Annotated in this window: 25 protein-coding genes and 2 pseudogenes; 11 read left to right on the top strand and 16 right to left on the bottom strand. The window is 64.8% G+C overall.

Annotation, left to right across the window (positions count from 1 at the left end):
* Positions 1 to 48: 48 nt before the first annotated feature.
* Positions 49 to 1,887: a serine/threonine-protein kinase gene (locus tag H276_RS0109830; RefSeq protein WP_019971139.1), complete on the top strand. Its 1,839-nt coding sequence runs from the start codon at positions 49 to 51 to the stop codon at positions 1,885 to 1,887.
* A 21-nt stretch (positions 1,888 to 1,908) separates the two neighbouring features.
* On the opposite strand, the gene H276_RS0109835 is transcribed toward H276_RS0109830, so the two are convergent.
* Positions 1,909 to 3,045, bottom strand: a complete 1,137-nt coding sequence (locus H276_RS0109835; RefSeq protein WP_019971140.1) for a glycerate kinase — start codon at positions 3,043 to 3,045, stop codon at positions 1,909 to 1,911.
* Between the two features lie 12 nt (positions 3,046 to 3,057).
* Positions 3,058 to 3,222 (bottom strand): annotated as a pseudogene (locus H276_RS25285) (glyoxylate carboligase); the annotation flags it as partial.
* A gap of 77 nt (positions 3,223 to 3,299) precedes the next feature.
* Here H276_RS25285 and H276_RS0109845 point away from each other — a divergent pair.
* Positions 3,300 to 3,701 (top strand): metalloregulator ArsR/SmtB family transcription factor, encoded by a 402-nt coding sequence (locus H276_RS0109845; RefSeq protein WP_019971142.1) that lies wholly within the window; start codon positions 3,300 to 3,302, stop codon positions 3,699 to 3,701.
* A complete protein-coding gene (locus H276_RS0109850) occupies positions 3,698 to 4,708 on the top strand; it encodes a cation diffusion facilitator family transporter (RefSeq protein WP_019971143.1) in 1,011 nt (336 codons plus the stop codon). Before H276_RS0109845 ends, H276_RS0109850 begins: the two co-directional genes overlap by 4 nt.
* 24 nt (positions 4,709 to 4,732) lie before the next feature.
* On the opposite strand, the gene H276_RS0109855 is transcribed toward H276_RS0109850, so the two are convergent.
* The gene (locus H276_RS0109855; RefSeq protein ID WP_036460875.1) at positions 4,733 to 6,154 is read right to left on the bottom strand and encodes a PLP-dependent aminotransferase family protein; all 1,422 of its coding nucleotides are present in this window, start codon (positions 6,152 to 6,154) and stop codon (positions 4,733 to 4,735) included.
* A gap of 77 nt (positions 6,155 to 6,231) precedes the next feature.
* Between H276_RS0109855 and H276_RS0109860 the strand changes: the two genes are divergently transcribed.
* The 3 genes and pseudogenes from H276_RS0109860 to H276_RS0109875 all read left to right on the top strand — a co-directional run bounded on the left by H276_RS0109860 (position 6,232) and on the right by H276_RS0109875 (position 8,009).
* On the top strand, positions 6,232 to 6,912 hold the full coding sequence (locus tag H276_RS0109860) for a pyridoxamine 5'-phosphate oxidase family protein (protein ID WP_019971145.1): 681 nt from the start codon (positions 6,232 to 6,234) through the stop codon (positions 6,910 to 6,912).
* Positions 6,913 to 7,053: 141 nt separating this feature from the next.
* Positions 7,054 to 7,424 (top strand): annotated as a pseudogene (locus H276_RS24035) (alpha/beta hydrolase-fold protein); the annotation flags it as partial.
* Positions 7,425 to 7,682: 258 nt separating this feature from the next.
* A complete protein-coding gene (locus tag H276_RS0109875) occupies positions 7,683 to 8,009 on the top strand; it encodes a hypothetical protein (protein ID WP_018600069.1) in 327 nt (108 codons plus the stop codon).
* An 85-nt stretch (positions 8,010 to 8,094) separates the two neighbouring features.
* Here H276_RS0109875 and H276_RS0109880 read toward each other — a convergent pair whose 3' ends face one another.
* Positions 8,095 to 8,490 carry a hypothetical protein gene (locus H276_RS0109880; RefSeq protein ID WP_019971147.1) on the bottom strand — a complete coding sequence of 132 codons (396 nt, stop codon included), beginning with the start codon at positions 8,488 to 8,490 and terminating at the stop codon, positions 8,095 to 8,097.
* Between the two features lie 199 nt (positions 8,491 to 8,689).
* Between H276_RS0109880 and H276_RS0109885 the strand changes: the two genes are divergently transcribed.
* Positions 8,690 to 9,535 carry an alpha/beta fold hydrolase gene (locus H276_RS0109885; protein ID WP_019971148.1) on the top strand — a complete coding sequence of 282 codons (846 nt, stop codon included), beginning with the start codon at positions 8,690 to 8,692 and terminating at the stop codon, positions 9,533 to 9,535.
* Positions 9,536 to 9,560: 25 nt separating this feature from the next.
* Here H276_RS0109885 and H276_RS0109890 read toward each other — a convergent pair whose 3' ends face one another.
* Positions 9,561 to 10,949, bottom strand: a complete 1,389-nt coding sequence (locus tag H276_RS0109890; protein ID WP_196807883.1) for a cytosine permease — start codon at positions 10,947 to 10,949, stop codon at positions 9,561 to 9,563.
* A 473-nt stretch (positions 10,950 to 11,422) separates the two neighbouring features.
* Here H276_RS0109890 and H276_RS0109895 point away from each other — a divergent pair, with 473 nt between their 5' ends.
* The gene (locus H276_RS0109895) at positions 11,423 to 12,256 is read left to right on the top strand and encodes a thioesterase family protein (protein WP_019971150.1); all 834 of its coding nucleotides are present in this window, start codon (positions 11,423 to 11,425) and stop codon (positions 12,254 to 12,256) included.
* Here H276_RS0109895 and H276_RS0109900 read toward each other — a convergent pair.
* Both H276_RS0109900 and xylB read right to left on the bottom strand, forming a co-directional pair.
* The gene (locus H276_RS0109900; protein WP_019971151.1) at positions 12,253 to 12,957 is read right to left on the bottom strand and encodes an MBL fold metallo-hydrolase; all 705 of its coding nucleotides are present in this window, start codon (positions 12,955 to 12,957) and stop codon (positions 12,253 to 12,255) included. The two genes, H276_RS0109895 and H276_RS0109900, sit on opposite strands and share 4 nt — an antisense overlap.
* On the bottom strand, positions 12,954 to 14,351 hold the full coding sequence (gene xylB, locus H276_RS0109905) for a xylulokinase (RefSeq protein WP_019971152.1): 1,398 nt from the start codon (positions 14,349 to 14,351) through the stop codon (positions 12,954 to 12,956). The genes H276_RS0109900 and xylB overlap by 4 nt, the downstream gene beginning before the upstream one ends.
* A 150-nt stretch (positions 14,352 to 14,501) precedes the next feature.
* Here xylB and H276_RS0109910 point away from each other — a divergent pair, with 150 nt between their 5' ends.
* Both H276_RS0109910 and H276_RS0109915 read left to right on the top strand, forming a co-directional pair.
* Positions 14,502 to 15,224, top strand: a complete 723-nt coding sequence (locus tag H276_RS0109910) for a DoxX family membrane protein (RefSeq protein ID WP_019971153.1) — start codon at positions 14,502 to 14,504, stop codon at positions 15,222 to 15,224.
* A gap of 10 nt (positions 15,225 to 15,234) precedes the next feature.
* Positions 15,235 to 15,720 (top strand): RDD family protein, encoded by a 486-nt coding sequence (locus H276_RS0109915; RefSeq protein WP_026356786.1) that lies wholly within the window; start codon positions 15,235 to 15,237, stop codon positions 15,718 to 15,720.
* 6 nt (positions 15,721 to 15,726) lie between these two features.
* On the opposite strand, the gene H276_RS0109920 is transcribed toward H276_RS0109915, so the two are convergent.
* Positions 15,727 to 17,154 (bottom strand): GntP family permease, encoded by a 1,428-nt coding sequence (locus tag H276_RS0109920; protein ID WP_019971155.1) that lies wholly within the window; start codon positions 17,152 to 17,154, stop codon positions 15,727 to 15,729.
* Positions 17,151 to 17,660, bottom strand: a complete 510-nt coding sequence (locus H276_RS0109925) for a gluconokinase (RefSeq protein WP_026356787.1) — start codon at positions 17,658 to 17,660, stop codon at positions 17,151 to 17,153. The genes H276_RS0109920 and H276_RS0109925 overlap by 4 nt, the downstream gene beginning before the upstream one ends.
* Before the next feature lie 123 nt (positions 17,661 to 17,783).
* Here H276_RS0109925 and H276_RS0109930 point away from each other — a divergent pair, with 123 nt between their 5' ends.
* Positions 17,784 to 18,500, top strand: coding sequence for a FadR/GntR family transcriptional regulator (locus tag H276_RS0109930; protein WP_036460832.1), 717 nt, complete (start codon positions 17,784 to 17,786; stop codon positions 18,498 to 18,500).
* Positions 18,501 to 18,558: 58 nt separating this feature from the next.
* On the opposite strand, the gene H276_RS0109935 is transcribed toward H276_RS0109930, so the two are convergent.
* From H276_RS0109935 to H276_RS0109965, 7 genes are all read right to left on the bottom strand, one after another.
* Positions 18,559 to 18,885 carry a YnfA family protein gene (locus H276_RS0109935; protein ID WP_019971158.1) on the bottom strand — a complete coding sequence of 109 codons (327 nt, stop codon included), beginning with the start codon at positions 18,883 to 18,885 and terminating at the stop codon, positions 18,559 to 18,561.
* Entirely contained in the window at positions 18,885 to 19,634 is a 750-nt protein-coding gene (locus H276_RS0109940) for an ABC transporter ATP-binding protein (protein WP_019971159.1), read from the bottom strand. The genes H276_RS0109935 and H276_RS0109940 overlap by 1 nt, the downstream gene beginning before the upstream one ends.
* Positions 19,618 to 20,472, bottom strand: coding sequence for an ABC transporter ATP-binding protein (locus H276_RS0109945; RefSeq protein WP_019971160.1), 855 nt, complete (start codon positions 20,470 to 20,472; stop codon positions 19,618 to 19,620). Before H276_RS0109945 ends, H276_RS0109940 begins: the two co-directional genes overlap by 17 nt.
* Positions 20,469 to 21,668 (bottom strand): branched-chain amino acid ABC transporter permease, encoded by a 1,200-nt coding sequence (locus H276_RS0109950; protein WP_019971161.1) that lies wholly within the window; start codon positions 21,666 to 21,668, stop codon positions 20,469 to 20,471. The genes H276_RS0109945 and H276_RS0109950 overlap by 4 nt, the downstream gene beginning before the upstream one ends.
* Positions 21,665 to 22,702, bottom strand: a complete 1,038-nt coding sequence (locus H276_RS0109955; RefSeq protein ID WP_019971162.1) for a branched-chain amino acid ABC transporter permease — start codon at positions 22,700 to 22,702, stop codon at positions 21,665 to 21,667. Before H276_RS0109955 ends, H276_RS0109950 begins: the two co-directional genes overlap by 4 nt.
* An 87-nt stretch (positions 22,703 to 22,789) precedes the next feature.
* A complete protein-coding gene (locus H276_RS0109960) occupies positions 22,790 to 24,004 on the bottom strand; it encodes a branched-chain amino acid ABC transporter substrate-binding protein (protein ID WP_026356788.1) in 1,215 nt (404 codons plus the stop codon).
* 183 nt (positions 24,005 to 24,187) lie between these two features.
* Positions 24,188 to 24,814, bottom strand: a complete 627-nt coding sequence (locus H276_RS0109965) for an ANTAR domain-containing response regulator (protein WP_019971164.1) — start codon at positions 24,812 to 24,814, stop codon at positions 24,188 to 24,190.
* Between the last annotated feature and the right edge of the window lie 65 nt (positions 24,815 to 24,879).

A 24,879-nucleotide genomic window follows, 5' to 3' on the forward strand; every position in this document is an offset into this window, starting at 1 on the left:
GCCAGCAAAAACGTCAGTATTTCCATCCTCGTTTGTAGGCTCCAACGTATGCCGTTCAACTCCGGTGACGTCTTCGCCGGCTACTCCATTCAGCGGCTCCTCGGTGCAGGCGGCATGGGAGAGGTCTACCTGGCCCAGCATCCCCGGCTGCCCCGTCTGGACGCACTCAAGATCCTGTCGACGGACGCCACCCGCGACGATGAGTTCCGCGCCAGATTCACCCGAGAGGCTGAGCTGGCCGCGACGTTGTGGCATCCACACATCGTCGGTGTACACGACCGCGGTGAGTTCGAAGGTCATCTGTGGATCTCGATGGACTATGTGGAGGGCACCGACGCCCGTCACATGCTTGAGCAGCAGTCCCCGTCAGGCCTGCCCTATCAGGATGTGATGGAGATCGTGACGGCGGTGGCCGAAGCTCTCGATTTCGCGCACGAACGGCGGCTGTTGCACCGCGATGTCAAACCGGCGAACATCCTGGTGACCACTCCGACGGCAAGCACTCGGCGCCGCGTCCTGCTCACCGACTTCGGCATCGCTCGCGAAGCTGACGACACCAATGGGCTCACCGAGACCAACATGGCTATCGGTACCGTCGCCTACATAGCGCCCGAGCAACTCATGGGCAAGGCGCTCGACGGTCGGGCCGATCAATACGCCCTGGCCGCGACGGCCTTTCATCTGTTGACCGGCGCACCCCTGTTCGACGACGCCAATCGGATTGTCGTGGCCGGAAAACACCTCAACGCACCACCGCCACTGCTGTCGGAGCGCCGTCCCGACCTCGCGCACCTCGATGCCGCCATGGCCAAAGCACTGGCGAAGAACCCCGATCAGCGCTACGTACGGTGCATCGACTTCGCCCGGGCCCTGGGCGGACGCCTGGATATGGCGACCGCACCCGAGCCGGCACCGGAGCGGACTTCGTGTGAGCCGGCGGCCCACACCGCCCCGCTGGAGGCCTCCGGCGAAAGCGATTGGAGCAGTCCCCCGGACACCAGACGTCTGACCGTGCTCACGGTGCTCGGCACCGCCCGTGCGGTGCAGAAACTGCCGGCCGGGCCCGACGGTGACGACGAAGTCTGGTCCTTCCGGGTGGAGCGATACGACTCGACAGGCGCAGCCCACACCGTTGTGCCGGTCGAACTGCGCGGCAACTCCATCACGGGCGAACTGTCCGACGGTGATGTAGTGGAGGTCAGCGGTTTCTGGGACGACCGGACGCTGTTCGCCGACTCCGTGGTCAACCATTCGGGAGGTACGCGCGGCCGCCGGCGGCGCACGACATCCGGGGTGAAACCGGGTAAGAATTCTGCGTGGACGTCCCGGCCGCTGCGCATCGTCGGGCTGGTGGTCGTGTTCGTGGCGGTGCTGGCCACGGCGGCCTACTTTGTCACCGGAGGCTTCGGTTTTTCATCGCACAGCGGACCGGGGCCGGTCGTGACGCCGGAACGGGCGACGGTGTTCTCCCCCGGCGGCTCACCCGATCACCCGGACGAGGCGGGCAACGCCATCGACGGCAATCCCGATACCGGGTGGCCCACCGATGTCTACCAAGACGCCACCCCGTTCCCCACCTTCAAACAGGGCGTCGGTCTGATGCTGCAACTGCCTGCACCCACCGCATTGAGCAAAGTGACCCTCGATGTGCCCAGCACTGGAACAGAGGTGCAGATTCGAGCGGCCGACAGCGCCGACCCGAACAGCCTGTCCGACACGACCGAGCTGACCCCCAATGTGTCGCTGCAGCCAGGACAGAACACCATCACCATCGACAATCAGAAGAAAACCTCAAATGTGCTGGTGTGGATTTCCAAACTCGGCACCGTCGGCGGACAGAGTCGCACGGCCATCTCCGACATCACGTTGAGGGCGGCTCGGCGGTGAAATCGGCACTCATGATTCTCCCTATCGGCTCGTGTTGATGACGTCGGCAGACACCGCGATGATGCGTCCGATCCGGCGCAGCAGGTCTGCCGCATTCACCATGGATGCGTGTGCGTCGGGCTCGAGTTCGGCGAGCGTATATGCCCGGGAGATTCCGGCGTCGCGCAACTCGATATCGCGCAGAGAACTGCGGCCGGCAACCGCGATGACGGGAATACCCATTTTCGTGGCCACCGCAGCGACTCCGATGGGAGCCTTGCCGTGCAGGCTCTGGGTGTCCAGTGACCCCTCGCCTGTGATGACCATATCCGCCTCGGCGAGCTTGCGGCGGAAGTCGATTAGGTCCAGTACGGTTTCGATGCCGGGCCGGGTTGTGGCGCCCAGGATGGACATTGCCCCGAAGGCGGTCCCACCGGCCGCTCCCGCTCCCGGCGTACGGCTGTCGTCGCGACCGGTGGTGGTGCGGAGCAGATGCGCCCACCGCGTCATCGCGTCCTCCAGGAGCACCAGGTGCTCGGCTGTCGCGCCTTTTTGTGGTGCGTACACCGCTGTCGCACCGCGTGGACCGACCAACGGATTGTCCACGTCGCAGGCGAGCTGAAATTGCGCCGTACGGGCCGCCGGATGCAGATCGCTGAGATCGACCTTCGCGGCTTGGCGCAGTGCCGCGCCGCCGGGTCCGACCTCGTTGCCGTCGCCGTCGAGAATCCGTACTCCGAGGGCCTGCAACATCCCCGCACCACCATCGGTCGACGCGCTACCGCCGAGCCCGATGATGATCTCGCGTGCACCCAGGTCGAGTGCGTGTCGGATGACGGTGCCTAGTCCGAACGTGCTGGCTCCCAAAGGATCCAACTGGCCGGGTGGGAGTGTCACGAGGCCGACTGCCGCGGCCAGTTCCACCACGGCGATCGGCCCGCGGCGCGCATACAGGGCAATACCGGGATGACCTGTCGGACCGGTGGTCTCCACCGCAACCGGAGTCCAACCGGCGGCCACGACGGCCGCGACCGTGCCGTCTCCCCCGTCGGCCACCGGGGCCGTGGTGACCGACCAGGAAGGGTTGCCCGCCGTGAGTCCGTCGGCGAGTGCGTCGGCTACCTCCGCTGCAGTCAATGAGCCCTTGAACTTGTCGGGTGCGACGAGTACGCGTGTCACGATGACCTAGCCGAGCGGGACGCAGCAGTCCACGCCGAGCGCGCGTTGCGCCCGACGGATCAGGCCGCGGTGGGACTTGTTCGCCACGATATGAATGTAGGGCAGTTCGACCTGCGCGCCGACGGCGAGTTCTTCTTCCATGACCCGGAAATCGTAGTCACCTGGGACCGTAACCACGGTCGCGTCCGAGGCCCGGGATGATTTTGTCTGGGTGTTGCTCGGCGGCACCTTCCTGCGAAGGTTACTATCTGCATATGAATGCAGGTAATGCCTCAGTGGGCCTCCTTGATGAGGAGCAGGCCGGTCTGATCGTCGAGGTGTTCCGAATGCTCGCCGATGCCACGAGGATTCAGGTCTTGTGGGCGCTCACGGGGGGCGAGCTGTCAGTCAACGACCTCGCGTCACGCGTGGGCAAACCGGCTCCTTCGGTATCGCAGCATCTCGCCAAGCTCCGGTTGGCACGCTTGGTGCGCACCCGCCGTTCGGGCACCACGATCTTCTACAGCCTGGAGAATGAGCACATCCGCCAACTGGTCGTCGACGCGGTGTTCAATGCCGAGCATGCGGGCCCCGGCATTCCGCCGCACCACCGCAACGATCCGCGGGTGCGTGAACTGGCCACCGATCCCAACCCGCGGAAAGCTGCCCGGCGATGAGTGGCCATCACCCGCATCACCACCACGAGCACGAGCATGACCACGAGCACCCGAGAGGCATGCGCGGGTTGCTCCGGGAGATCTTCGCGCCACATTCCCACGATGCTGCGGACAGCGTCGACGGCGCGCTGGAGTCGAGCGCGGCGGGAATCCGGGCGGTAAAGATCAGTCTGCTTGTTCTCGGACTCACGGCAATCGCCCAGATCGTCATCGTCGCTCTCTCCGGGTCGATCGCCCTGGCGGCCGACACCATCCACAATTTTTCCGACGCGTTGACCAGCGTGCCGCTGTGGATCGCTTTTGCCCTCAGCACCAAGGCTGCCACCCGCCGATACACCTATGGCTTCGGCCGCGCCGAGGACATCGCGGGTCTGTTCGTCGTCGCGATGATCGCTTTGTCCGCGGTGATCGCCGGCTGGGAAGCGATACGTAGGTTGATCGAGCCGCAGCAGATCGAGCACGTCGGTTGGGTGGCTCTCGCGGGGTTGGTGGGCGTCATCGGCAATGAATGGGTCGCCTTGTTGCGCATTCGAATTGGGCGCCGGATCGGTTCGGCGGCGCTGATCGCCGACGGTCTGCACGCCCGCACGGACGGATTCACCTCCCTGGCGGTGCTGATCGGTGCCGGCGGTGTGGCGCTCGGGTTCCCGCTCGCCGATCCGATCGTCGGACTGTTGATCACGGTGGCGATTCTGGTGGTACTGCGCACGGCCGTTCGCGATGTGTTCCGTCGCCTCATGGACGGTGTGGAACCGGTATTCATCGACACCGCCGAGACCGTCCTGGCTGCACATCCCGGAGTGCAAGCGGTGCGCAGCGTCCGTATGCGCTGGATCGGGCACCGTCTGCACGCCGACGCAGAACTCGATGTCGATCCCGACCTCAGCCTCGCCGACGCCCACCGGCTCGCCCACAACGCCGAACATGACCTCATCCATGCGGTGCCCAAGCTGAGCACCGCGCTCATCCACGCATACCCTGCCGAGCACGTGGTTCTCGGGGTTTGACGACAGGCGACTGAGGTCGACCGATTACCCGAGAGCCCCGGCGAGGTGAATCGCCAAGCCGTTTGCGGACACTCGATCGATGAGAGCGAAACCGACCGCCAGTCCGTTGATTTCGCGGTCTGCCGCGCCCGGATAGAGCGACAGGGCTTCGATGACGAATCCCTGTGCGGCGAGGAGCTCGCTGACGCGGCGGTCATCGTGTTCTCGTGGCAGCAGGATGGCGACGTGGAGACCGGCCTCGACGCCAAGTACGGAGAGCTCGGGGCAATGCGTGCCGAGTGCCGCAATGAGCATGTCACGGCGATGCCGGTATTCGCGTGCGGCTCGGACCAGGTGCCGCTGCAGATCACCGGCAACCATCAGTTCCGCGAGTGCATCCCGGGTGATCACGGACAGCGCGAGGCGACGCTCGCGCAGGTAGGCCAGCACCGCATCGCGAAGCGGCCGCGGCGGTACCAGCCAGGCGGCGCCGAGCCCGGGCGTGAGGATCTTCGACGCTGTCCCGATGTAGGCGACGCGCTCCCCCGCTCCCGGGACGGACCGGACCGCCGGGAGTGGTGCAACCCCGTAGCGGAACTCGCCGTCATAGTCGTCCTCGACGATGATCGAGCCGGTCCGCTTGGCCCAGGCGACCAATTCGGCGCGCCGGTTGACCGACAATCGGTGTCCGAGCGGGTACTGGTGCGCCGGCGTGCAGTACACCAGGCCGGCGTTGTCGCCCAGCTGATCGACGCAAAGGCCGTCGTCGTCGACCGGCACAAAGACGGGGCGCAGCCCAGCACCTACGAATTCCTCGTATGCGGCTGGATAGCAAGGGGACTCGAGATAACACCGCGTGAGACCGCTCACGGCCGCGACCGCCTGAAAGGCTGCCCCGGAGCCGGGCACGTCGATCACCGTGTCGGCATCGATCCCGCGGTTCGTGCGCAGGTGATCGGTCAATGCCGTGACGAACAGCTCGCTCGTGTCCTGCCACGGTGAGGAGGTCGTCGGGGTCCGAGCTGCCGCCATGCGCCAGGCGCGAGTCCAGGCGCGCATATCGATCAACCCGGTGTCAGGATAGCCCGGGCGGAGATCCATCGTTGAGCCACGTTGGGGCGCAGCACTATTGGTCGGCGACGCACGCCGCTTGCGGTCAGTTCCGGGGTGGTCGGACGGACGACTGGAGAGGCCGGCGGCGGCCGCGGCCGCCGCGCCGGACGTCGTCCGGGTACCCGAGCCGGGCACCCCTTCGAGAAAACCGGCGGCGACCAGCTCATCGTAGGCAGCCGCCACCATGGTGCGTGAACATCCGAGTTCGTCGGCCAGCGTGCGAGTGGAGGGCAGCCAGTCACCGTCCGCGAGTTGCCCGTCGGCGATCAAGGTCACCATCTGGGTGGCGATCGTCTTGGCGCTCAGATCGCTGGTGTCCAACGGGAGATGAACCAGTCGGGTGTGCCGCGGCATCTCCACACAATACTGGCATCTGATATCTACCTTTTCTGGCCGTTTCGATAATGCCGCAATCATGGTGTTGTTTGAGCATGGAGAAGCTCACCCGCAAACAAGGTCGACAGCCCACCGAGCGTGCCGCATTGGAGGAATTCCTCGATGGGCAGTGGTGGGGAGTGCTGACCATAGGCAGCGTCGAACGACGTGACGGCAGAACGCGGCCCCTGGCGGTGCCGACGCTGTTCGTCCGACATGAGGACCGGATTCTCATGCACGGTTCGACTGGCGCCGGTGCGATGGGAGCTGCCGGGACGGTGACGTCTGCAGCCTTCTGCGTGACGGCGATGGATGCGCTCGTGGTCGCACACAGCACGTTCGACTCGACGGTGCATTACCGCTCGGCGGTGCTCTACGGTGACCTGCAGGTCGCCCATCGCGAGGAACGAGCCATGCTCTTGGACCGCTTCAGCGATCTGCTGCTGCCCGGGCGCACGGCCGAAGTCCGTGGGATGACACCCAAAGAGATCGCCGCCACCAACGTTGTCGCGATGCCCATCACCGATGGCGACTGGGTGTACAAGGTCAACGACAGTCCGGTCAAAGAGCCCGACGAGGATACCGATGTGTGGGCAGGGACCGTTCCGTTCATCGTCAATTACGGAGCTCCGCACCGAGCTTCGTGGTCATCGGCCGAATTGCCGGACTCCGTGCGGACGTTGGTTGCGGCGGGACGTGTGTCCGAGCGGAATCACGACCCCTCACTCAACTGCTGACATCGTTGCAGTGCGGGATCGGCGCCTGGTAGTCCGATGGGAACATCGCGCTACCACGTGTCGCGACGCTCGCGATGCGCCGAGCCGGGGTAGACCGGCGTGGAACCAACTCACCACTGGGCCGCTACCCGATCAGACCGACCGGCGGTGGTCTTCGTGGACGCGACCGGCGCGTTCGACAACGACACCGAATGCGTCAACGGACCCCGCGGGAACGCTGCCGATCACCTCACCAAGGACGTCGTTCCTTTCATGGCGGCGAATTTCGGCGTGAGTGCCGAGCGCACCCATTGGGGCGTCGCCGGATGGTCGATGGGCGGCACGTGCGGTCGACGTGGCCGTGATGCATTCCGACCTGTTCAGCGCGTTCGTCGACATCGCCGGTGACATCGGCCCCAACGCCGGCAACCGGGAGCGCAGCATCGCCACGCTGTTCGGCGGTGACGCCAAACGCGTGGGCCGCGTTCGATCCCACCACTGTCATGGAGAAGCACGGCCGCTACACCGGCATTCCCATTCTGGCTCAACGTCATTGACTCAGCGGTTCGCCTGGTCACGCGACCACCGCCGGAAGGTCTTGCCGGACACGCGCCGTCAATGACATCAATAGCATTGATGGCAAACAGTTTTCGAATCGTTATCCGGTTTCCGAACCGTTATCGCTTACACAGCTCAACCACACCGTCGGCACAGTGGCGGCAAAAATCCGGGCCATAGCTTTACTTGGCATCCGGCGAAGAAGCCGTAACACGAAGAAACGGAGCAAAGCTATGAGTTTCAAGCGAACCCTGGGTGTTTCGGCGCTGGCCGCCGGCATCGGAGTGGCTGGGCTGCTCGGAGTCGGCCTGGGTACGGCAAGCGCAGACCCGGGCTGGGGCTGCGATCGTCCCGGAGCCCCGCCGTGTGACAACCACCGCGACGACCGTGGACCCGGCCGCGGACCTGCCGGTCCTGTCGACTGGCACAACCGTGGCATCGACCAGGGCCGCTACGATCACCAACCGTTCAACTGGAACGGACAGCAGGTGACGCCGATGCAGGCAGGAGACGGCCACGGGTGGGGTTTCTGGTTCCTGAACAACTGGATTCCGATGTAAAGTCCGCTGAAATCGATTGCGGGCCGCCCCTTTTGGGGCGGCCCGCCTGGCGTCCCAGGGCCGTGACCGGTCCGGAAAGTTGGAGCTACCTGGCGTTGCCGCGCTCGTCGGTCGGGCGCGGCGCGAACGGATTGAACTTCGATAGACCCGGGATGTTCGACAGCATCCGGAAGACATCGTTTCCCGTGGCCACAAGCGCCTCCAACTGCGGCAGAAGCCGATCCATCGTGCGGAACATCGGGTCGGCCATCGCCAGATAACGCTCGGTGCGATCGATCGTCGTATTCAGCCGTTCAGTCGCAACCGCCAGGTTCTCGATCAGATCGGGTAACTGCGCGGCGAGTTGGGCCGAGGCCGGTGGAATGCGCATGGCGCTGCTTGCGACGGCCTGCGCGGTCTCGACCGCCGACTGAGCGGTCTCCACCGCAGCCTGTGCGGCTGATTTGAGGTCACCCGGTTTGGGGAGCTTCGGACTGGTCATGTCGGTAACTGTGCCGCACCGCGACCTCGATGTCAGCAGGTTCGGTCCGGAGTGACCTGGTCGCGCCAGATCCGATGGTGCCCGCACGGGTTAGGCTATCGGCAGCCACAGATCTCTTGAGTCTGAGCCAGCGGCCAAAGATGCTGCCTGAGAGGTCAATCCGAGCTGCGCAGTGCCACTTCCGGAATGAGGGTGCGATATGGAGCAGTTCCGCCGCAACGGCCTGGTTTTTGACGTCATCGACGACGGTCCCGCCGACGGCGCCGTCGTTGTTCTCCTGCACGGATTCCCGCAATCTAATACCAGTTGGACAGCCGTGATGGCGCGGTTGACCGCACGCGGATACCGCTGCCTGGCGCCGAATCAACGGGGCTACTCCCCCGGCGCACGCCCCCCGCGCCGCCGCGACTACCGAATGGCCGAATTGGTCGACGACGCGCTGGCCCTCATCGATGCCAGCGGAGCCGATCGCATCCATCTCGTCGGACATGACTGGGGTGCGGCCGTTGGCTGGGGTGTTGCGACGCGGGAACCGGCGCGATTGGCGTCATTTTCGGCGCTTTCGGTGCCGCATCCGGTGGCATTCCTGAGAGCGATACCGACCAGCCGCCAGGGCCTGGCGTCCTGGTACATGTACGTCGCCCAACTTCCTTGGCTGCCTGAGCGGCTGCTGCTCGGTCGGGATGGTTCCGGTATCAGGATCACCGATGCTCTGCTCCGCAGTGGGCAGTCCGCCGGCTACGCGGAACGCGACACCGAAACGATGCTCGAACCCGGCGTGCTGACCGCGGCACTCAACTGGTACCGCGCGATGCTGCTGTCCGATTCGCGCGAGGTCAAGCACCGGGTGCAGGTGCCGACGATGTACATCTGGAGTGACGGGGATACCGCGATCACCGCCAAACCGGCCCACGACACGGCGAAATATGTGAAAGGGCCGTACCGATTCGAGACCATTCGGGGAGCCTCGCACTGGCTCCCCGACGAAAAGCCCGACACCGTGGCGGACCTGCTTCTGGAATGGTTTGCCGCGCACCCGGTCTGAAGTGCGCACCGATCATCTGTCGCGACTACAGCTGCCGACGCTTGACCCGTATCAACCGATAGCCGCCGTAAAGCAGCAGCGCCACACCGAAATTCACGAAGTACGCGATGTCTGCGCCATGCCATGCCGTCGCCACCGCACCATGGATCAGCGTCGTGTTCATGAACGGCATCGCCACCACATACGCAATGACGAAGGTGACCAACGCGGCCACCGCATCGGAACGGTCGGTCTCCTCGACCGATGGATCAAGCGTGTTGCGTCCCTGTATCCGCACTACCCAGTCCACCGCGACCACGGCCACGAATGCCGGAATCCAGTAGCTGACCAACAGCAGTACATCGGTGAACCGGCTGGCGGTGTCGGCGGCGTGCAGCCAAAGGATCAAGAAGAAGGCCAGAGTCGTGACGATGACAGCGGATACGGGGCGCCGCACCCGCACTCCGATGGTCTGCAAGGCCAGAGACCCGCTGTAGTCGTTCATCACTCCTGAGCCGACGGCGGCGAGCGCGATGATCAACAGCGCCAGGCCGCCGAGCCACCCGCCACCCATCACGGTCCGCACGCCCTCGGCGGTCTGTTCACCGATCGCCGCGGCGCCCGCGATGCCGATACCCTGAACAAAGATGTAGGCCGACGCGATTCCGGCGAATGTATACCCGAAGACCTGCGTCCGGGGTGCAGTCGCGGGTAGGTACCGGCTGAAGTCGGCGGCATAGCTGGCCCACGAGATCGCCAAGCTCAACGCAATCGTCACCTCGAAGACGAAGGCACCGACGAGTGCCGGACCGTGTACACCGGCAGGGGTGATGACGTCCTGACCACGGACCAACTTGATGGCGAATACCACGAACGTGACGAGCAGGACGATCGTGAGTACTGCCTGCAATCGGTGGATGAGCTCGTAACCGAAGAATCCAACCACGCCTTGGACGCCGAGCACTATGAGTACCGCGAGCCAGAACGGGATGCCTGTCAAAACAGCAAGTGCCTCGCCGCCGAACAAACCGACCAGGGCGTCCCAAGCGATCGACGATCCCCACTGCAGCACCCCGGGCACGACCACGAAGCCGCCGAACGCCATTCTGGCGTTGGGCAACTGGCCGGCGCCGGTGCGTGGCCCCCACGTCGACAAATAAGCCACCACCAGTGACCCCAACACTGTTCCGATCACCATGGCCAGCATTCCCAGCCAGAATCCGAGACCCAGCGCGATGGCAAGTGTCCCGGTGAAGACGCCCGTCATGTTCACCTGGGGCGCGAACCACACGGTGAACAACCGGGCCGGACGGCCGTAACGCTGGTCTTGAGCAATCGGTGCGATGCCGTGCGTTTCGACCGCAAGATCGCCGGCACCCGTAGGGCGGCGACCGGTGAAGGCCGAGGAATTGAGCACGTTGGGTCGAGAAGGCATGGCCTATTTGATCATGCTGACCGCCGCCAATTCGGAATCACCTGAAAAGACCGACCAGCGGTCGGAGTGGCCGTGGGCGCGATCTCGGCCCTTTCAAGGACGCTCGGTTTCGGCGGGGGTGCCGGGCTCGTCGAGACGGAGTGGCGCGCGACGAATGATGAATGGGGGCCTGCCGTGGCCACATGCGCCTTGCACTAGCGGATCAGTGAGATAACTGTCTTCAGACGATGGATCCCATTGTAAAAGTTTCTAATCGTTGCGGGATCGCTTGTGAACGTCGAGATTGACGTCAGGGCTGTCAAATGTGGAAATTCACAGCCTTGGCGTCAATCTCGACGGCTGGTGCAATCGAACTTGTTGAGCGGCTTGATATCTGACCGATCACAGCGTCGCCGGCTCATACCTGTAAGGTCACAGGTCATGGCTTTTCATCCCATGTGCTCGCTCGAGTTTCGCGACGCCGGTTGCTCGTCGTGACCAGTACCCGCCCGTTCACCGATCTGACGACGCTGGAGTCCGTCGGCCACAGCACGTACGCGGCTTCCGTCGATCCGACCTGGACCATCGGACCCAAGGTGCACGGCGGCTGCATGATGGCACTGTGCGCGGCTGCAGCGCGCAGAGCACTCGGCGCGGAGACCGACCTGCAGCCGATTGCCGTAAGCGCCAACTACCTTCACGCACCCGAGCCGGGCAGCGTCACCCTCACCACTGCGGTGCGCAAGAGGGGACGGCAGGTCAGCGTCGTCGATGTCGAGCTGTCCCAAGGCGATCTGGTGGCGGTCTCCACGGCGGTCACCCTTGGTCATCTGGATATCGCCGAGCCGCGCCACCAGGAGCCGCTGGCTTTGTCCGACATGCCTGCCGAACCGTCCGCCGACGCTGTGCACGTCACCCCGGCCCACCCCATAGGGCAGATCGTGCATGTCGCACGGGGTTGCGATCTGCGGATCGACCCGTCGGCGGCGCTGTTCCTGACCGGACAGCAGGGCGAACCGGTCAACCGGATGTGGCTGCGGCCGTTCGCACACGACGAGGCCGACCCTGACGCAGCGCTGCTGTTCGCGCTGATGGCCGGTGACATCAGCGCGCCGGTGACGATGAACCGGGGCATGACCGGCTGGACACCGACCGTTCAGCTCACCACCTACCTGCGCCGCCGACCGGTGCCAGGCTGGATGCGTGTCATGGCGAGCGCGACCGTCATCGGCGCGACCCTGTTCGAGGAGGACCATCTCATCCTCGATGCGACCGGGCAGGTCATCGTCCAGAGCCGACAGCTCGCGATGATCCCGAAGGGCACCTAACGCCGGGGCGTGGGCGCTCTTGCCCGCAGCCACTGCTGTTGTTGCCGAACGAAATGCGCGTCGACGACGGCGCCGTGGCCCGGCACCAACAGTGCGTCGGGGCCCGCAGCGGACAGCATCACATCCAACGTCGACGGCCATGCCGTGACGTCCGAGTGCTCATCGATCACCGGATCACCGGGTTCCTCGACGAGATCCCCGCAGAACACCACGGTGCGTTCACCCGGAACGACGACGATGAGATCGTGGTCGGTGTGCCCGCACCCGGGGTGCGTCACCGTGACCGAACGGCCAAGATCCAGTGTCGCATCGCGGGTCCGGTGCGGCGATACACGCAAGGCACGGATCGCCCGATCCACCTCGGCCGGATCAGCGCCATGGCTGATCGCGTCGGCGCGCAGGTCGTCTCGCCCGACCGCAAGGGTTTCGGTGACCTCCGGCGCGCAATGAATCCGTGCCGCGGGAAACCCGGCGACACCCAGTACATGGTCGAAATGATTGTGGGTCAGCACGATATCGCCAACCGGCTGACCGGTCAGGACGTGAACGTCCGCGTCGACCGCCTGCGCCTCGGCCAGAGTCGTTCCAGAGTCGACCAGCAGTGCGCCGCGGTCCCCCGATACGAGGCCGACAGTCACATCCAGGAACGGGAGCCGGACCCGCCACACGCCCTCCGCCAACAGCTCCCAGTCGAAGTTCATTGACCGAGCGTCAGCGGCTGGGCGGCGCAATACTGCTCGAACACCTGCGGAGTCGGCGGCGCCGTGTACGGAGTAATGGGGCCCAGGCTCCACGCCGGCGGCGCATCCTGCTTGTTCAACGCCCACGCCGCCTGCCGGGCGGCACCGAGCGCAACATACTCGGCAGGCGGTGGGACGTGCACGGGTCGACCCCAGATGGCCGGGGCGATCCGCCGCACCGCTTCCGAACGGGCGCCGCCACCGACGAGGATGATCCGGTCGACGTCGACGCCGTAACTGACGATCTTGTCGATGCAATATGCCATCGACGCCAACAATCCCTCCACGCCTGCGCGGGCGACGTTGGCGGAGTTGAAGTTTCGCGCTGTCACGCCGTGGAGCGCACCGCGGGCCTGCGGAAGGTTGGGCGACCGTTCCCCTTCGAGGTAGGGCACCAGGGTCAGGCCGTCTGATCCGGGCGGTGCCGACAGGGCCAACTGGTCGAAGTCGTCGTAGCTCACCCGCAGCATGGCGGCGGTGGCGGCCAGTACAGGTGCTCCGTTGAGCGTGCAGACCAGCGGCAATTGCCTGCCCGTGGCGTCGGCGAAGCCGGCCACGATACCGTCGGGATCATGTGGTGCAGCATCGCCGACGGCGCTGACCACACCCGATGTGCCGAGCGAGACAACACAATCCCCCGGTCCTGCGCCCAGCCCCAGCGCGGCGGCGGCATTGTCGCCGGCGCCGGGAGCCAGTAACACCCCACTGGGCAGCATCCCGGCAGTCTCGGCCGGGGCGAGCACAACAGGTAGTTCGGGCCGTCGCCCGCGCATCGCCAACTCCAGCAGATCCACGCGGTAGCTGTCGGTCTCTGCCGAGAAGTAGCCGGTGCCGCTGGCGTCGCTGCGGTCGGTGCGCAAGTCGGCGATGTTGGTCGAGCCACTCAAGCGCCAGGTGAGCCAATCGTGCGGCAGGCACACAGCGGCCGTGGCGTCGGCGTGCATCGGCTCATTGTCGACCAACCACCGCAATTTGCTCACAGTGATCGCCGCGACAGGCACCACACCCACGCGGTTCGCCCATTCCGCAGATCCACCCAGCTCGTCGACAAGTTGGGCTGCACTGGTGGATGAACGGGTGTCATTCCACAGCAAGGCATCTCGCACCACTGCACCGGACTGGTCCAGGCACACCATGCCGTGCTGCTGCGAGCCCACGGCTACTGCCTCGACATCGTCGAGTCCGCCCGCCGCGGCGATCGTCGTCTGCAGAGCTGCCCACCAGCGCTGGGGGTCTATCTCGGTTCCGCCGGGGTGCGGGGTGGATGCCGATCGCAACACCGCGCCGCTCTCCGCGTCGCAGACCACGATCTTGCACGATTGGGTGGATGAATCGATGCCGGCAACAACAGCCACGCCCGCGAAGCTACACCGATGAGGCGGTTTCTGGTCCGCGCTTCGGCACTGTTTCCAGACCCGCCGACCGACCGCTTTTGCGCGGTAGGTTTGCGTCACCGCCGCTGCGGAAACACCTAGGGCATGCTGATCAGACGAATTGCCCGGCCCATGCTGGCGACCACCTTCATCGCCCGCGGCGTCGATGCGCTGCGGAGCCCCAAACCTGCCGCGGACGCCGCCCGGCCCGTGGTAGGAGCCGTGCGCAAACTGCCGGCTCCTGTCATACCGAATTCGATGCCCAACGCCGAGACCGTGGCCCAAGTCAATGCCGCGGTGCAGATCGGCGGAGGTCTGTTGCTCGCGACCGGCAGAATGCCCCGGCTCGCCTCGGGATTACTCGCGCTCAGTGTGGTCCCGGGCGGTCTCGGCGCGCACGCGTTCTGGTCCGAGTCCGATCCTCAAAGGCAGGCTGAGCAGCGGCGCGCGTTTCTTGCCGACATCGGCCTCATCGGTGGGCTGATTATCGCCGCAGCGGACACCGCTGGCAAACCTTCGCTAGCATGGCGCGGCCGAAGGGCTGCCCGTGCCGCCTCCGCCACGGTTGCCGCAGCATTGCCGCTCGGAGAATCGGCCGGAGAATCATTGGCCGACAGCGCCATCGCCGAGAAGATCGGTCACGGCCTACAAGCCGGCGCCGAACGTGGTCGAGAAGTTGCCGAAGCGGCCCGTGAGCGTGCGGTCGATCTGGCCCAGGTGGCCCGCGAGCACGGTCCCGAGCTTGCTCAGGCGGCCGGCGAGCGGGCAGCCACGGTAGCCGACCTCGCCCGTGAACGTGGTGCGGAGCTGGGCGAGAAGGTCCGGACCCAGCTGAACGAGCGCCGCGGACGGTAACTTGAATGGCATGACAACGGGTGATTTCCAACCGAGACAGTACGGCCAGCCAGGGTTTCCCCCAGCGTACGGTGCACAGCAGCCGGGCGGGCTAGCCGCGCGGTTCTTCGCTCGCGTCATCGACGGCGTCCTGGTGGGCATCGTTTCGATCTTCCTGTCGTTTGTCACCGACTCGCTGTCGAGCTACTGGGTGACCGGGTTGTTCACGGGTCTACTCAGTTTCGTCTATTTCTTCTTGTTCGAGACCACCACCGGCTGGACGCCGGGCAAGCGGCTGCTGCGGCTGGCAGTCCGCGGGCCCGGCGGTGCTCCCAAGCCCACCGCCGCACAGTCGGCAATCCGAAATGCGTTCACCCTGTTGCCGATCATCCCGCTGGTCGGTGGATTCCTCGGCGTGGTGGCCATCATCGTGATCGCGGTGACCATCAGCAGCAGCCCGACCAAGCAAGGTAAACATGACCAACTTGCCGGTGGCACACAAGTTGTCAAGGGCTGAAACCCGTCAGACCACCAGGCTGAGCAGGAGCACGAACAGCAGTCCGGCGACCGACAGCACGGTCTCCATCAGCGACCAGGTCTTGATGGTCTGGCCGACGCTGAGCCGGAAGTACTGGTTCACCAACCAGAATCCGGCGTCGTTGACGTGCGAGAAGAACAATGAGCCTGCGCCGACCGCAAGGACGACCAGCGCGGTCTGACCCGTGCTCATCCCCTCGACCAGACCCAGCACCAGCGCTGAGGCGGTGATGGTCGCCACCGTTGCCGAGCCAGTGGCGAGCCGGATGAGGACGGCAAGGACCCACGCCAACAGGATCACCGAGATACTGACATTCTCGGCCCAACGCGCCAGCATCGTCCCGATGCCACTGTCGACGAGCACCTGCTTGAATCCCCCACCGGCCGCGACGATCAGGATGATTCCAGCGACCGGAGGCAAGCCCGACTCGACGCACTTGGTGATCGCTCCCCGCGACATCCCCGCACCTCTGCCGAGCGTGACCATGCCGACAATCACGGCGATGAGCAGCGCTACCAGTGGCGTGCCCAGCAGATCGAAGGTGGCCCGCAGCCACTGATTCTTGTTGTCGATGAAGATGTCGCACAACGCTTTCCCCATCATCAGCACGACGGGGAGCAGAACGCTGAACATCGTGATACCGAACGACGGGCGTTGACCGGTTTCCGCGTCGGGCCGGTCACCTTCGAAGGTGTCGGGGGCCTCGACGACGACCCAGCGCCCGGCCAGCTTGCCGAACAGCGGACCGGCCACCACCACGGTTGGCACCGCTACCAGCACACCAAGCGCCAGTGTCACGCCGAGATCGGCATGCAGCAGATCGATCGCGGTGAGAGGGCCGGGGTGCGGGGGCACGAACCCGTGCATTGCCGACAAGCCGGCCAGCGCCGGGATGCCGACGGTGATGAGCGACAGTTGCGAGCGCCGTGCCACCAGATAGATCACCGGCATGAGCAACACCAGACCGATCTCAAAGAACATCGGCAGCCCGATGATGGCGCCCACCAAGGCCATCGCCCACGGCAACATCCTCGGTGAGGCGTGCCCGATGATGGTGTCGACGATCTCGTCGGCGCCCCCGGAGTCGGCGAGCAGCTTGGCGAACATGGCGCCGAGCGCGATGAGGATACCGACACCGGCTGCAGTGGATCCGAATCCATCGCTGAACGACTTGAGTACAGCGGTCAGGCTCTGGTTGACCTTGTCGCCGGTGAACAGGCCGAGCACCAGTGGCACGACACCCACGGTCAAGGCGCCGAAGATAAGCGCAAGGAACGGATGCAGTTTCACCCACGAGATCAGCACGACGATCACGGCGATACCGACCAGGAACGCCACGACCAATTCCCAGCCCGGTGCGACCGGCTCGGGTAGCTTCGCGTCCTCGGCGAGGAGCGTCCGTGCGGGGCTCATCGGTCGTTTCCAGCCGGTGCAGAGGTGGTGGCGATGTAAGCGTCGACGATGGCATCGATGTTCTGGTCGACATCGATGACGATCCCTGCCTCGTCGGCGCCCAGCGGCTCCAGGGTGTCGAATTGGGAGGTCAGCAAGGTCGCCGGCATGAAATGCCCGGGACGGCTGGCCTGCCGCCGAGCGATCACTTCCGGAGTACCGGTGAGGTGCAGGAAGCGTACGTCCGGGCAGTGCCGACGTAACTGGTCGCGGTACTTGCGCTTGAGTGCCGAGCAGCTCATGACGCCGCCGTCGTGGTGGTCGGCCAACCATTGGCCGATAGTTTCCAGCCACGGGTAGCGGTCATCGTCATCGAGTGGGTGGCCGGCCGACATCTTTGCGATGTTGGCGGGCGGGTGGAAGTCGTCGGCATCGCCGAACGACACCCGCAGCCGCTGCGCCAGCGCAGCACCCACAGTCGATTTCCCTGAACCTGAAACGCCCATGACGACGATTGGTGATCCCATCCACTCCACCTCACGATTGTGTTTGTCATCACGTAGCTTGCCTTAAAAATCATACTTTTGCAAGATTTTCGCTAAGTAATCAGTTTTTACTCCGTAGTGATCTATTTATGACACGATGTAACCGTGTCCTCGCCATCAAACGTCGGAGCGTTGCATGGCAATCTGCTGGCCGCGCTCGGTACCGAGATTGTCTCCGGCGAACTCGCCCCGGGCCAGGTCCTCACCCTTGACGCGGTCAGCGCCGAGCACCGCGTCTCGCGCGGCGTCGCGCGCGAAGCCATGCGGGTGCTGGAGTCGATGGGCATGATCGCATCACGACGCCGGGTCGGCATTACCATCCAATCGCCGAGTAAATGGAATGTATTCGACCCCAGGCTGATTCGCTGGCGCCTGGAGGCCGGCGACCGGGCCGCCCAACTGGTGTCCCTCTCGGAACTGCGTCGAGGAATCGAGCCGGCCGCTGCGGCGTTGGCCGCCCGCCGGGCCAATCCAGACCAGTGCCGCATCATGGCCGCAGCGGTATCCGACATGGTGGTGCACGGACGCTCCGGTGATCTCGCGGCATACCTGCTGGCGGACAAGATGTTTCATCAGACCCTGCTGGAAGCCAGCGGCAACGAGATGTTCCGGGCACTCAACGACGTGGTGGCCGAGGTGCTGACCGGACGCACGCACCATGGGCTGATGCCGGTGCAACCCAATCCGGCCGCGATCGAACTGCACGACGAGGTCGCCCGCGCGATCCGGCTGCGCGACGAGGATGGCGCCGAACGGGCGATGCGCGCAATCATCGACGAAGCGGTTACCGCGGTTGATCCCCAGGACAAGCCCGCCGATTAACTTTGTTCACCGTCGCCGGCGCGATCTTGGCGACGGTAGCGTGCATCTGGGGTAAGGGTCAGCGCGGTCCGTACATGATGAGGCCGACGCCACCCAGGCATATCAGCGCCCCTATGACGTCCCAGCGGTCCGGGCGGAAGCCGTCGGCAACGACGCCCCAGATCAACGACCCGGCGATGAACACGCCGCCGTAGGCGGCAAGAACCCGGCCGAAGTGGGAGTCAGGCTGGAACGCCGCCACGAATCCGTAGGCGCCCAATGACACCGCACCCGCGCCGATCCACAACCATCCCCGATGCTCACGCAAGCCTTGCCACACCAGCCAGGCACCGCCGATCTCGAGCAGTGCGGCCAACACGAACAGGGCAATGGACTTGAGAACCATCAGGCCACACCGAGGTAAGCCGCTCGAACAGCGTCGTCGGCCAACAGTTCTCGGGCAGGGCCGGTGCGGGTGACGTTGCCGGTTTCGAGAATGTAGGCCCGGTCCGACCGGCTCAGTGCTTGTTGGGCGTTCTGTTCCACCAGCAATACCGTAGTGCCCTGGTTGTTGATCTCAGAGATGATCCGGAAGATCTGCGAGATCACCATGGGTGCCAGGCCCATCGACGGCTCATCGAGCAACAGCACGCGGGGTCGGGCCATCAACGCCCGACCGATCGCGAGCATCTGCTGCTCTCCGCCCGACAATGTGCCACCCACCTGGCTGCGCCGCTCGGCCAGCCTCGGGAAGGTCTCCAGCACCCAGTCCAGCCGCTCGTCATGCTCGGATTTGGAGGCGAACTTCCTTCCATAGCAACCCATTTCCAGGTTCTCCAGGACCGACATGCCCGGAAATACCCCGCGGCCCTCCGGTGCCTGGATCAGGCCATCGGCGACTCGCAGATGCGCCTTGACGCGAGAGATGTCCTTGCCCTCGAACCACACCGAACCCGAGGTCAGGGCGCGCAAACCCGAGATCGCGCGCATCATTGTGGTCTTACCGGCGCCGTTGGAACCCAGCAGCGTCACCAGTTCACCCTCGTGCACCACCAGCGAAACACCGTGCAGCGCCTCAATCCTGCCATAGTGCACGACGACATCCCGGACCTCGAGCAGGACCCGGCGGTTGCCGGTGTCAGCCGAGCTCGTCATCAGGCACCCCCAGGTAGGCGGCGATTACCTTCGGGTCCTCCCGGATTTCCGAGGGTAGGCCGTCGGCGATCTTGCGGCCGAATTCCAGCACCACAATACGGTCGGTGACTCCCATCACCAGCCGCATATCGTGCTCGATGAGCAGCACGGTGTATCCGTCGTCGCGGATCTTGCGAATCAACTCGATCAGAGCGGCCTTCTCACTCGGGTTGAACCCCGCAGCGGGTTCGTCGAGGCACAGCAGCTTCGGCTCGGTCGCCAGTGCTCGAGCGATCTCGAGCCGGCGCTGATCGCCGTACGGCAGGTTCTTGGCCTTCTCCTCACCGCGATGCGCGATCCCCACAAAATGTAAGAGTGCAGCAGCGCGTTCGATCGCAGAACGCTCTTCGCGGCGGTGCCTCGGTGTCCGAATCAGCGCGCCGGGCACCGAGGTCCGGTGCCGCGCGTCCGTGCCGACCACGACGTTCTCCAGGGCTGTCATCTCGCCGAACAGACGGATGTTCTGAAACGTGCGGGCAATTCCACGCCGCGTGATCTGGTGGCGTTTGATCCGGCCCAACGGAGCGCCGTCAAACAGCACCGATCCCGAACTGGGCCGGTACACACCTGAGATGGCGTTGAAGCAGGTGGTCTTGCCCGCGCCGTTGGGTCCGATCAGGCCGAGGATCTCGCCGCGGCGGATATCGAAGGTGACCTTGTCCAGCGCGACCAGGCCGCCGAACTTGACCGTCAGATCCACGGTCCGCAACAGCACTTCGCCCTCGGCGGCATTGATTTCGCGATGGACTCCGGCCAGCTCCTCGATGGTCTCCGTCGTCCCGGTCATGTCCTCGGTCATGGCGCCGACCTTTCCACCGGGCCGGAGCGCAACAATCGCCGTGCCGCGCCGCCGTAGGTGAGCAAGAATTGACGTGCCGGGAACAGGCCCTGCGGCCGGAAGATCATCAGCATCACCAGTGCCAGCCCGAAGAACAGATACTTCAGATCCCCCAGGTTGATGCCGAACACCTCGACGCCCAACAGCCGGTTGGGCAGATACACGATGATGAACGCACCGAATATCACGCCGAGCTTGTTGCCTTGTCCACCGAGCACCACCGCGCACAGGAACAGCATCGAGTTGATGATGTTGAACGTCGGGGGCGCGACGAACTGGACCTGCCCGGCGTACAACGCACCGGACAGCCCGCCGATGGCTGCTCCGATGACGAACGCCCACAGCTTGAACCGGAAAGTGTTGACGCCCATCACCTCCGCGGCATCCTCGTCCTCGCGGATCGCGACCCAGGCCCGGCCCACTCGACTGCGCTCGAGATTGCCGACGATCAACAGGATCACCACGATCAACAGTAGGCTCAGCCAGAACCACCAGGTGCCGTAGTTGTCCTTGCCCATCGAGTTGCCATGGGAGAACACACCGGTCGGCGGTTCCTGAGCTTCCCGGAACCGTGGGTAGGCGAGTTCGTTGAGGCCCCGCGGGCCGTTGGTGACTCCGGCGAGGTTGTCGGCGAGCAGTCGGATGATCTCGCCGAAACCGAGAGTGACGATAGCAAGATAGTCACCGCGCAGCCGCAGAGTGGGAATTCCCAGCACCAGACCGGCCATGGCGGTGACGGCCATCGCCAGCGGCACGCAGGCCAGCCAAGCCCAGTGGCTGCCGAGAAATCCGTTGGGCCCGGCCTGATTCCACGGACTGCTGGGGCTGGTCAGCAGCGCCACCGTATAGGCACCGACTGCATAGAAGCCGACGTAGCCCAGATCGAGCAGACCGGCTTGGCCGACAACGACATTGAGGCCGATGGCGATAACGGCGACCATTGCGAACTGCGCCATGGTGCCGCCGAAACTCACACCGGGGGTATCGAGGAACTCCGGCGGGCTCAGCGGCAGCAGTGCCAGCAGGACGAAGACCGGTACGCCGGCGATCCACTTCGCCTGGCGCGGCAGCGCCGACCAACCGTCGCGGATGGCATCACCCGGCGCCAAGAGCGCCTGCCTGATCGATCGATGCGAGGGTTCTTGCCGATTGGTCATGCCCGCGCCTTTCCGAGGCTCTCCCCCAGGATGCCGGTGGGCCGGAACAGCAGCACCAGCACCAGCAATGCGAACGCGACGACATCACGCCACTGGGTGCCCAGCACCGCCTGCCCGTAGTTCTCGATGATGCCGAGCAGCAAACCGCCCAGCAGCGCACCGCGCAGATTGCCGATACCGCCGAGCACGGCCGCCGAGAATGCCTTGATACCTAGAATGAACCCGCCCCAGTAGACGATGCCCTGCGGCACTTTCAGGGTGTAGAGCAGCGCCGCGGCCCCGGCCAGCAGACCACCAATGAGGAACGTTGCCGTGATGATCCGTTCCCGTGACACGCCCATCAATGTTGCGGTGGTCGGATCCTGGGCCACCGCCCGGATACCGCGACCGAACTTCGTCCGGTTGATCGCGATGTCGGTGAGCACCGCGAGGATGACCGCGGCGACGATGACCACCACCGTGACGTTCGAGACACTCGAGTTGAACACGTGAAACTGAGTCTTGGGCTGCACCAGGATGATCGGTGGCTGGGCATTGCTGCCGCCGTAGCCCCTCAACAGCTGCGGCAACACGAAATGCACCGCTTCCTGCAGCACAAAGGACATACCGATGGCAGTGATGAGGAAGGTCAACGGCCGCGCGTTGCGTCTTCGCAGCGGCCGGTAGGCGATCAGCTCCAGCCCCACCGCCGCTGATCCCGAGACCAGCATCGCGAAGATCATCGCGATGCCCAGGTACATCACCGTCAACCCGATCCCCACGTTATAGGCATTGCCGTTGGCGCTGAAGCCCAGTATCACGTCGAGGCAGAAGTAGGCACCGAACATGCCGAGCATGAATATCTCGGAGTGTGCGAAGTTGATCAGGCGCAGTACGCCGAAAACGAGGGTGTACCCCACTGCGACCAATGCGTAGATCGAACCCCACGCCAGACCGTCGATGGTCAGCTGCCAGAACCCGTGCAGCAGGTTCTCGACATTGAAGTTGATGTCGGCGGCCGTGCATACGTAGCCCTCGACGCAATCCGGCGTCATCCGGGTGCGGCTCCTCTTCGCTTGGCGTTACCGACGAAGAACGCGTCCGGAACTGGCTGTCCCGGACGCGCTTCCGCTGTCAGATCGTCACTGAACCTTGTACACCCAAATCAGCGTGTTGGTGAGTTCACCGGTGTCGGTCCACTGGTATTGACGGGCCACGCCCGGCGCGTTGTAGGTCCGCACGTACTCCAACATTGCGGGCCGGTCCTTGATGCCGGAATCGATGCCCTTGAGCAGAATGGTGGCCAGGTCATAGCCCTCGGTGCTGTAGGTACCCGGCTCCTGATGGAACTTGTCGGTGTACTCCTTGGCGAACGCCTCAGGCGCGGGGCTGCACGGGCAGCTCAGGATGGCGTCCTTGGAGGCCTCGCCGGCCTGCTTGACGAACTCCGGGTCCTTGGTGCCGTCGGCGCTGACGAAGGACGCGGTGACGCCGCCGTCACGCAACTGCTGCACGAACGGCGCCGCCTGCGAGTAGTAGCCGCTGTAGAAGATGGAATCCGGGGTGACGCCCTTGATCTGGGTTACCGCGGCCGAGAGGTCCTTGTCCTCTTTCTTCACCGAGATATTGCAACCCGAATCGGCCACCGGGCCAAGCGTTTCGCGCACCACGGTGGCCAGACCGATGCCGTAGGCGGACTGGTCGTCGACGACGCAGACCTTCTTGTTGCCCAGGGTGTTCTTCAGGTAGTTGGCGATCGCGGCGCCCTGGCTGCCGTCATTGCCGAGGCCGCGGAAGAACGTGCGCCACCCGTTCTTACTGAGGTCGACGCGGGTCGCCGACGCGGTGGTGGCAACCAGGCCGGCCTGGTTGAACAGACCGCCGGTGGCGTCGGTCTCACCGGAGAACGCGGGGCCGATCAGCCCGATGATCTCCTGGGTGTCCACGATGCGCGGTGCGACGCCGTTGGCCTTGTTGGGATCGCCCTCGGTGTCGAACTTCTCCAGCGTCACCTGGCAGCCCGGGTTGGCCGCATTGTGCTTGTCGACTGCCAACTGCGCGCCGTCGAGGATGTTGATGCCCAGCGCGGCATCCGGGCCCGTCAGGGCACCCATCATCGCGAGCTTCACCGGCCCGCAGGTGGCCTTGCCGTCGCCGGCCGGATCCGCCGCTGCCGCCGTGTCTGGTGGCTTGATCTGGGCGCCGTTTTCGTCGATCGGAAACTGCTCGACGATCTTCAAACTGCTCTGCGATGCCTGCTGCTCGGGCGCCGACTGCTTCTGGCAGCCTGCCATGCCGAGCACTATCAGCCCCGCACTACCGAGAACCAACGCTTTTCGTGCCATGCCACCGCGCACGTTCACCTCCGGGTCAGTGTTGTCAGCGGCGCCGACGACCATGCCCGACCAGGCAGGTGCCGGTGCTTAGGGGTAGAACATAGCCAAAGCATCGCCACAGTGCGGGATGTTGACTGATGCCGGTCGCGTCGGCACCAGCCGAATGCGATTCTTCGCAACATCAGAAACCCGGAATTGACACCGCTAGCTGTCGTCGTCGGCGGTGTGTTTCGGTTCGTCGAGGGATTCCAGGACCACCTCGGCGACCCGTTTCATGGTGGTCCGGCGATCCATCGCAGCCCGCTGGATCCACTTGAACGCCTCGGGCTCGGTCATCTGGTGCTTGCTCTGCAGCAGGCCTTTGGCGCGCTCGACCAGCTTGCGAGTCTCCAACCGGTCCGACAGGTTGGCAACTTCAGATTCCAGTGCCGTGATCTCACCGAAACGGCTGACCGCAACTTCGATGGCCGGGATGAGGTCGGTGACATTGAACGGTTTCACGAGGTAGGCCATGGCTCCGGCGTCGCGGGCCCGCTCGACCAACTCGCGTTGGCTGAACGCGGTGAGCACGACGATTGGGGCGATGCGCTTGCTGGCGATCTCGGCGGCGGCATCGATCCCGTCGCGACGCGGCATCTTGACGTCCATGATCACCAGGTCCGGCCGCAGATTCTCGGCGAGGTCGACGGCTTCCTGCCCGTCACCGGCCTCACCGACCACGTCATAGCCCTCCTCGCGCAGCATCTCGGCGAGATCGAGGCGGATGAGTGCCTCGTCCTCGGCGATGAGGACGCGGTGGGGCTTGCCAGTGTGAGTCGGTGACCCGGTCATGGAGATATTGTGTCGCGGCAGCCGCTGGCGAGTGACCGCGGGGCCATCCTCTATGGTGGTAGGCC

It is taken from the genome of Mycobacterium sp. 141, assembly GCF_000382405.1.
Lineage (GTDB): Bacteria > Actinomycetota > Actinomycetes > Mycobacteriales > Mycobacteriaceae > Mycobacterium.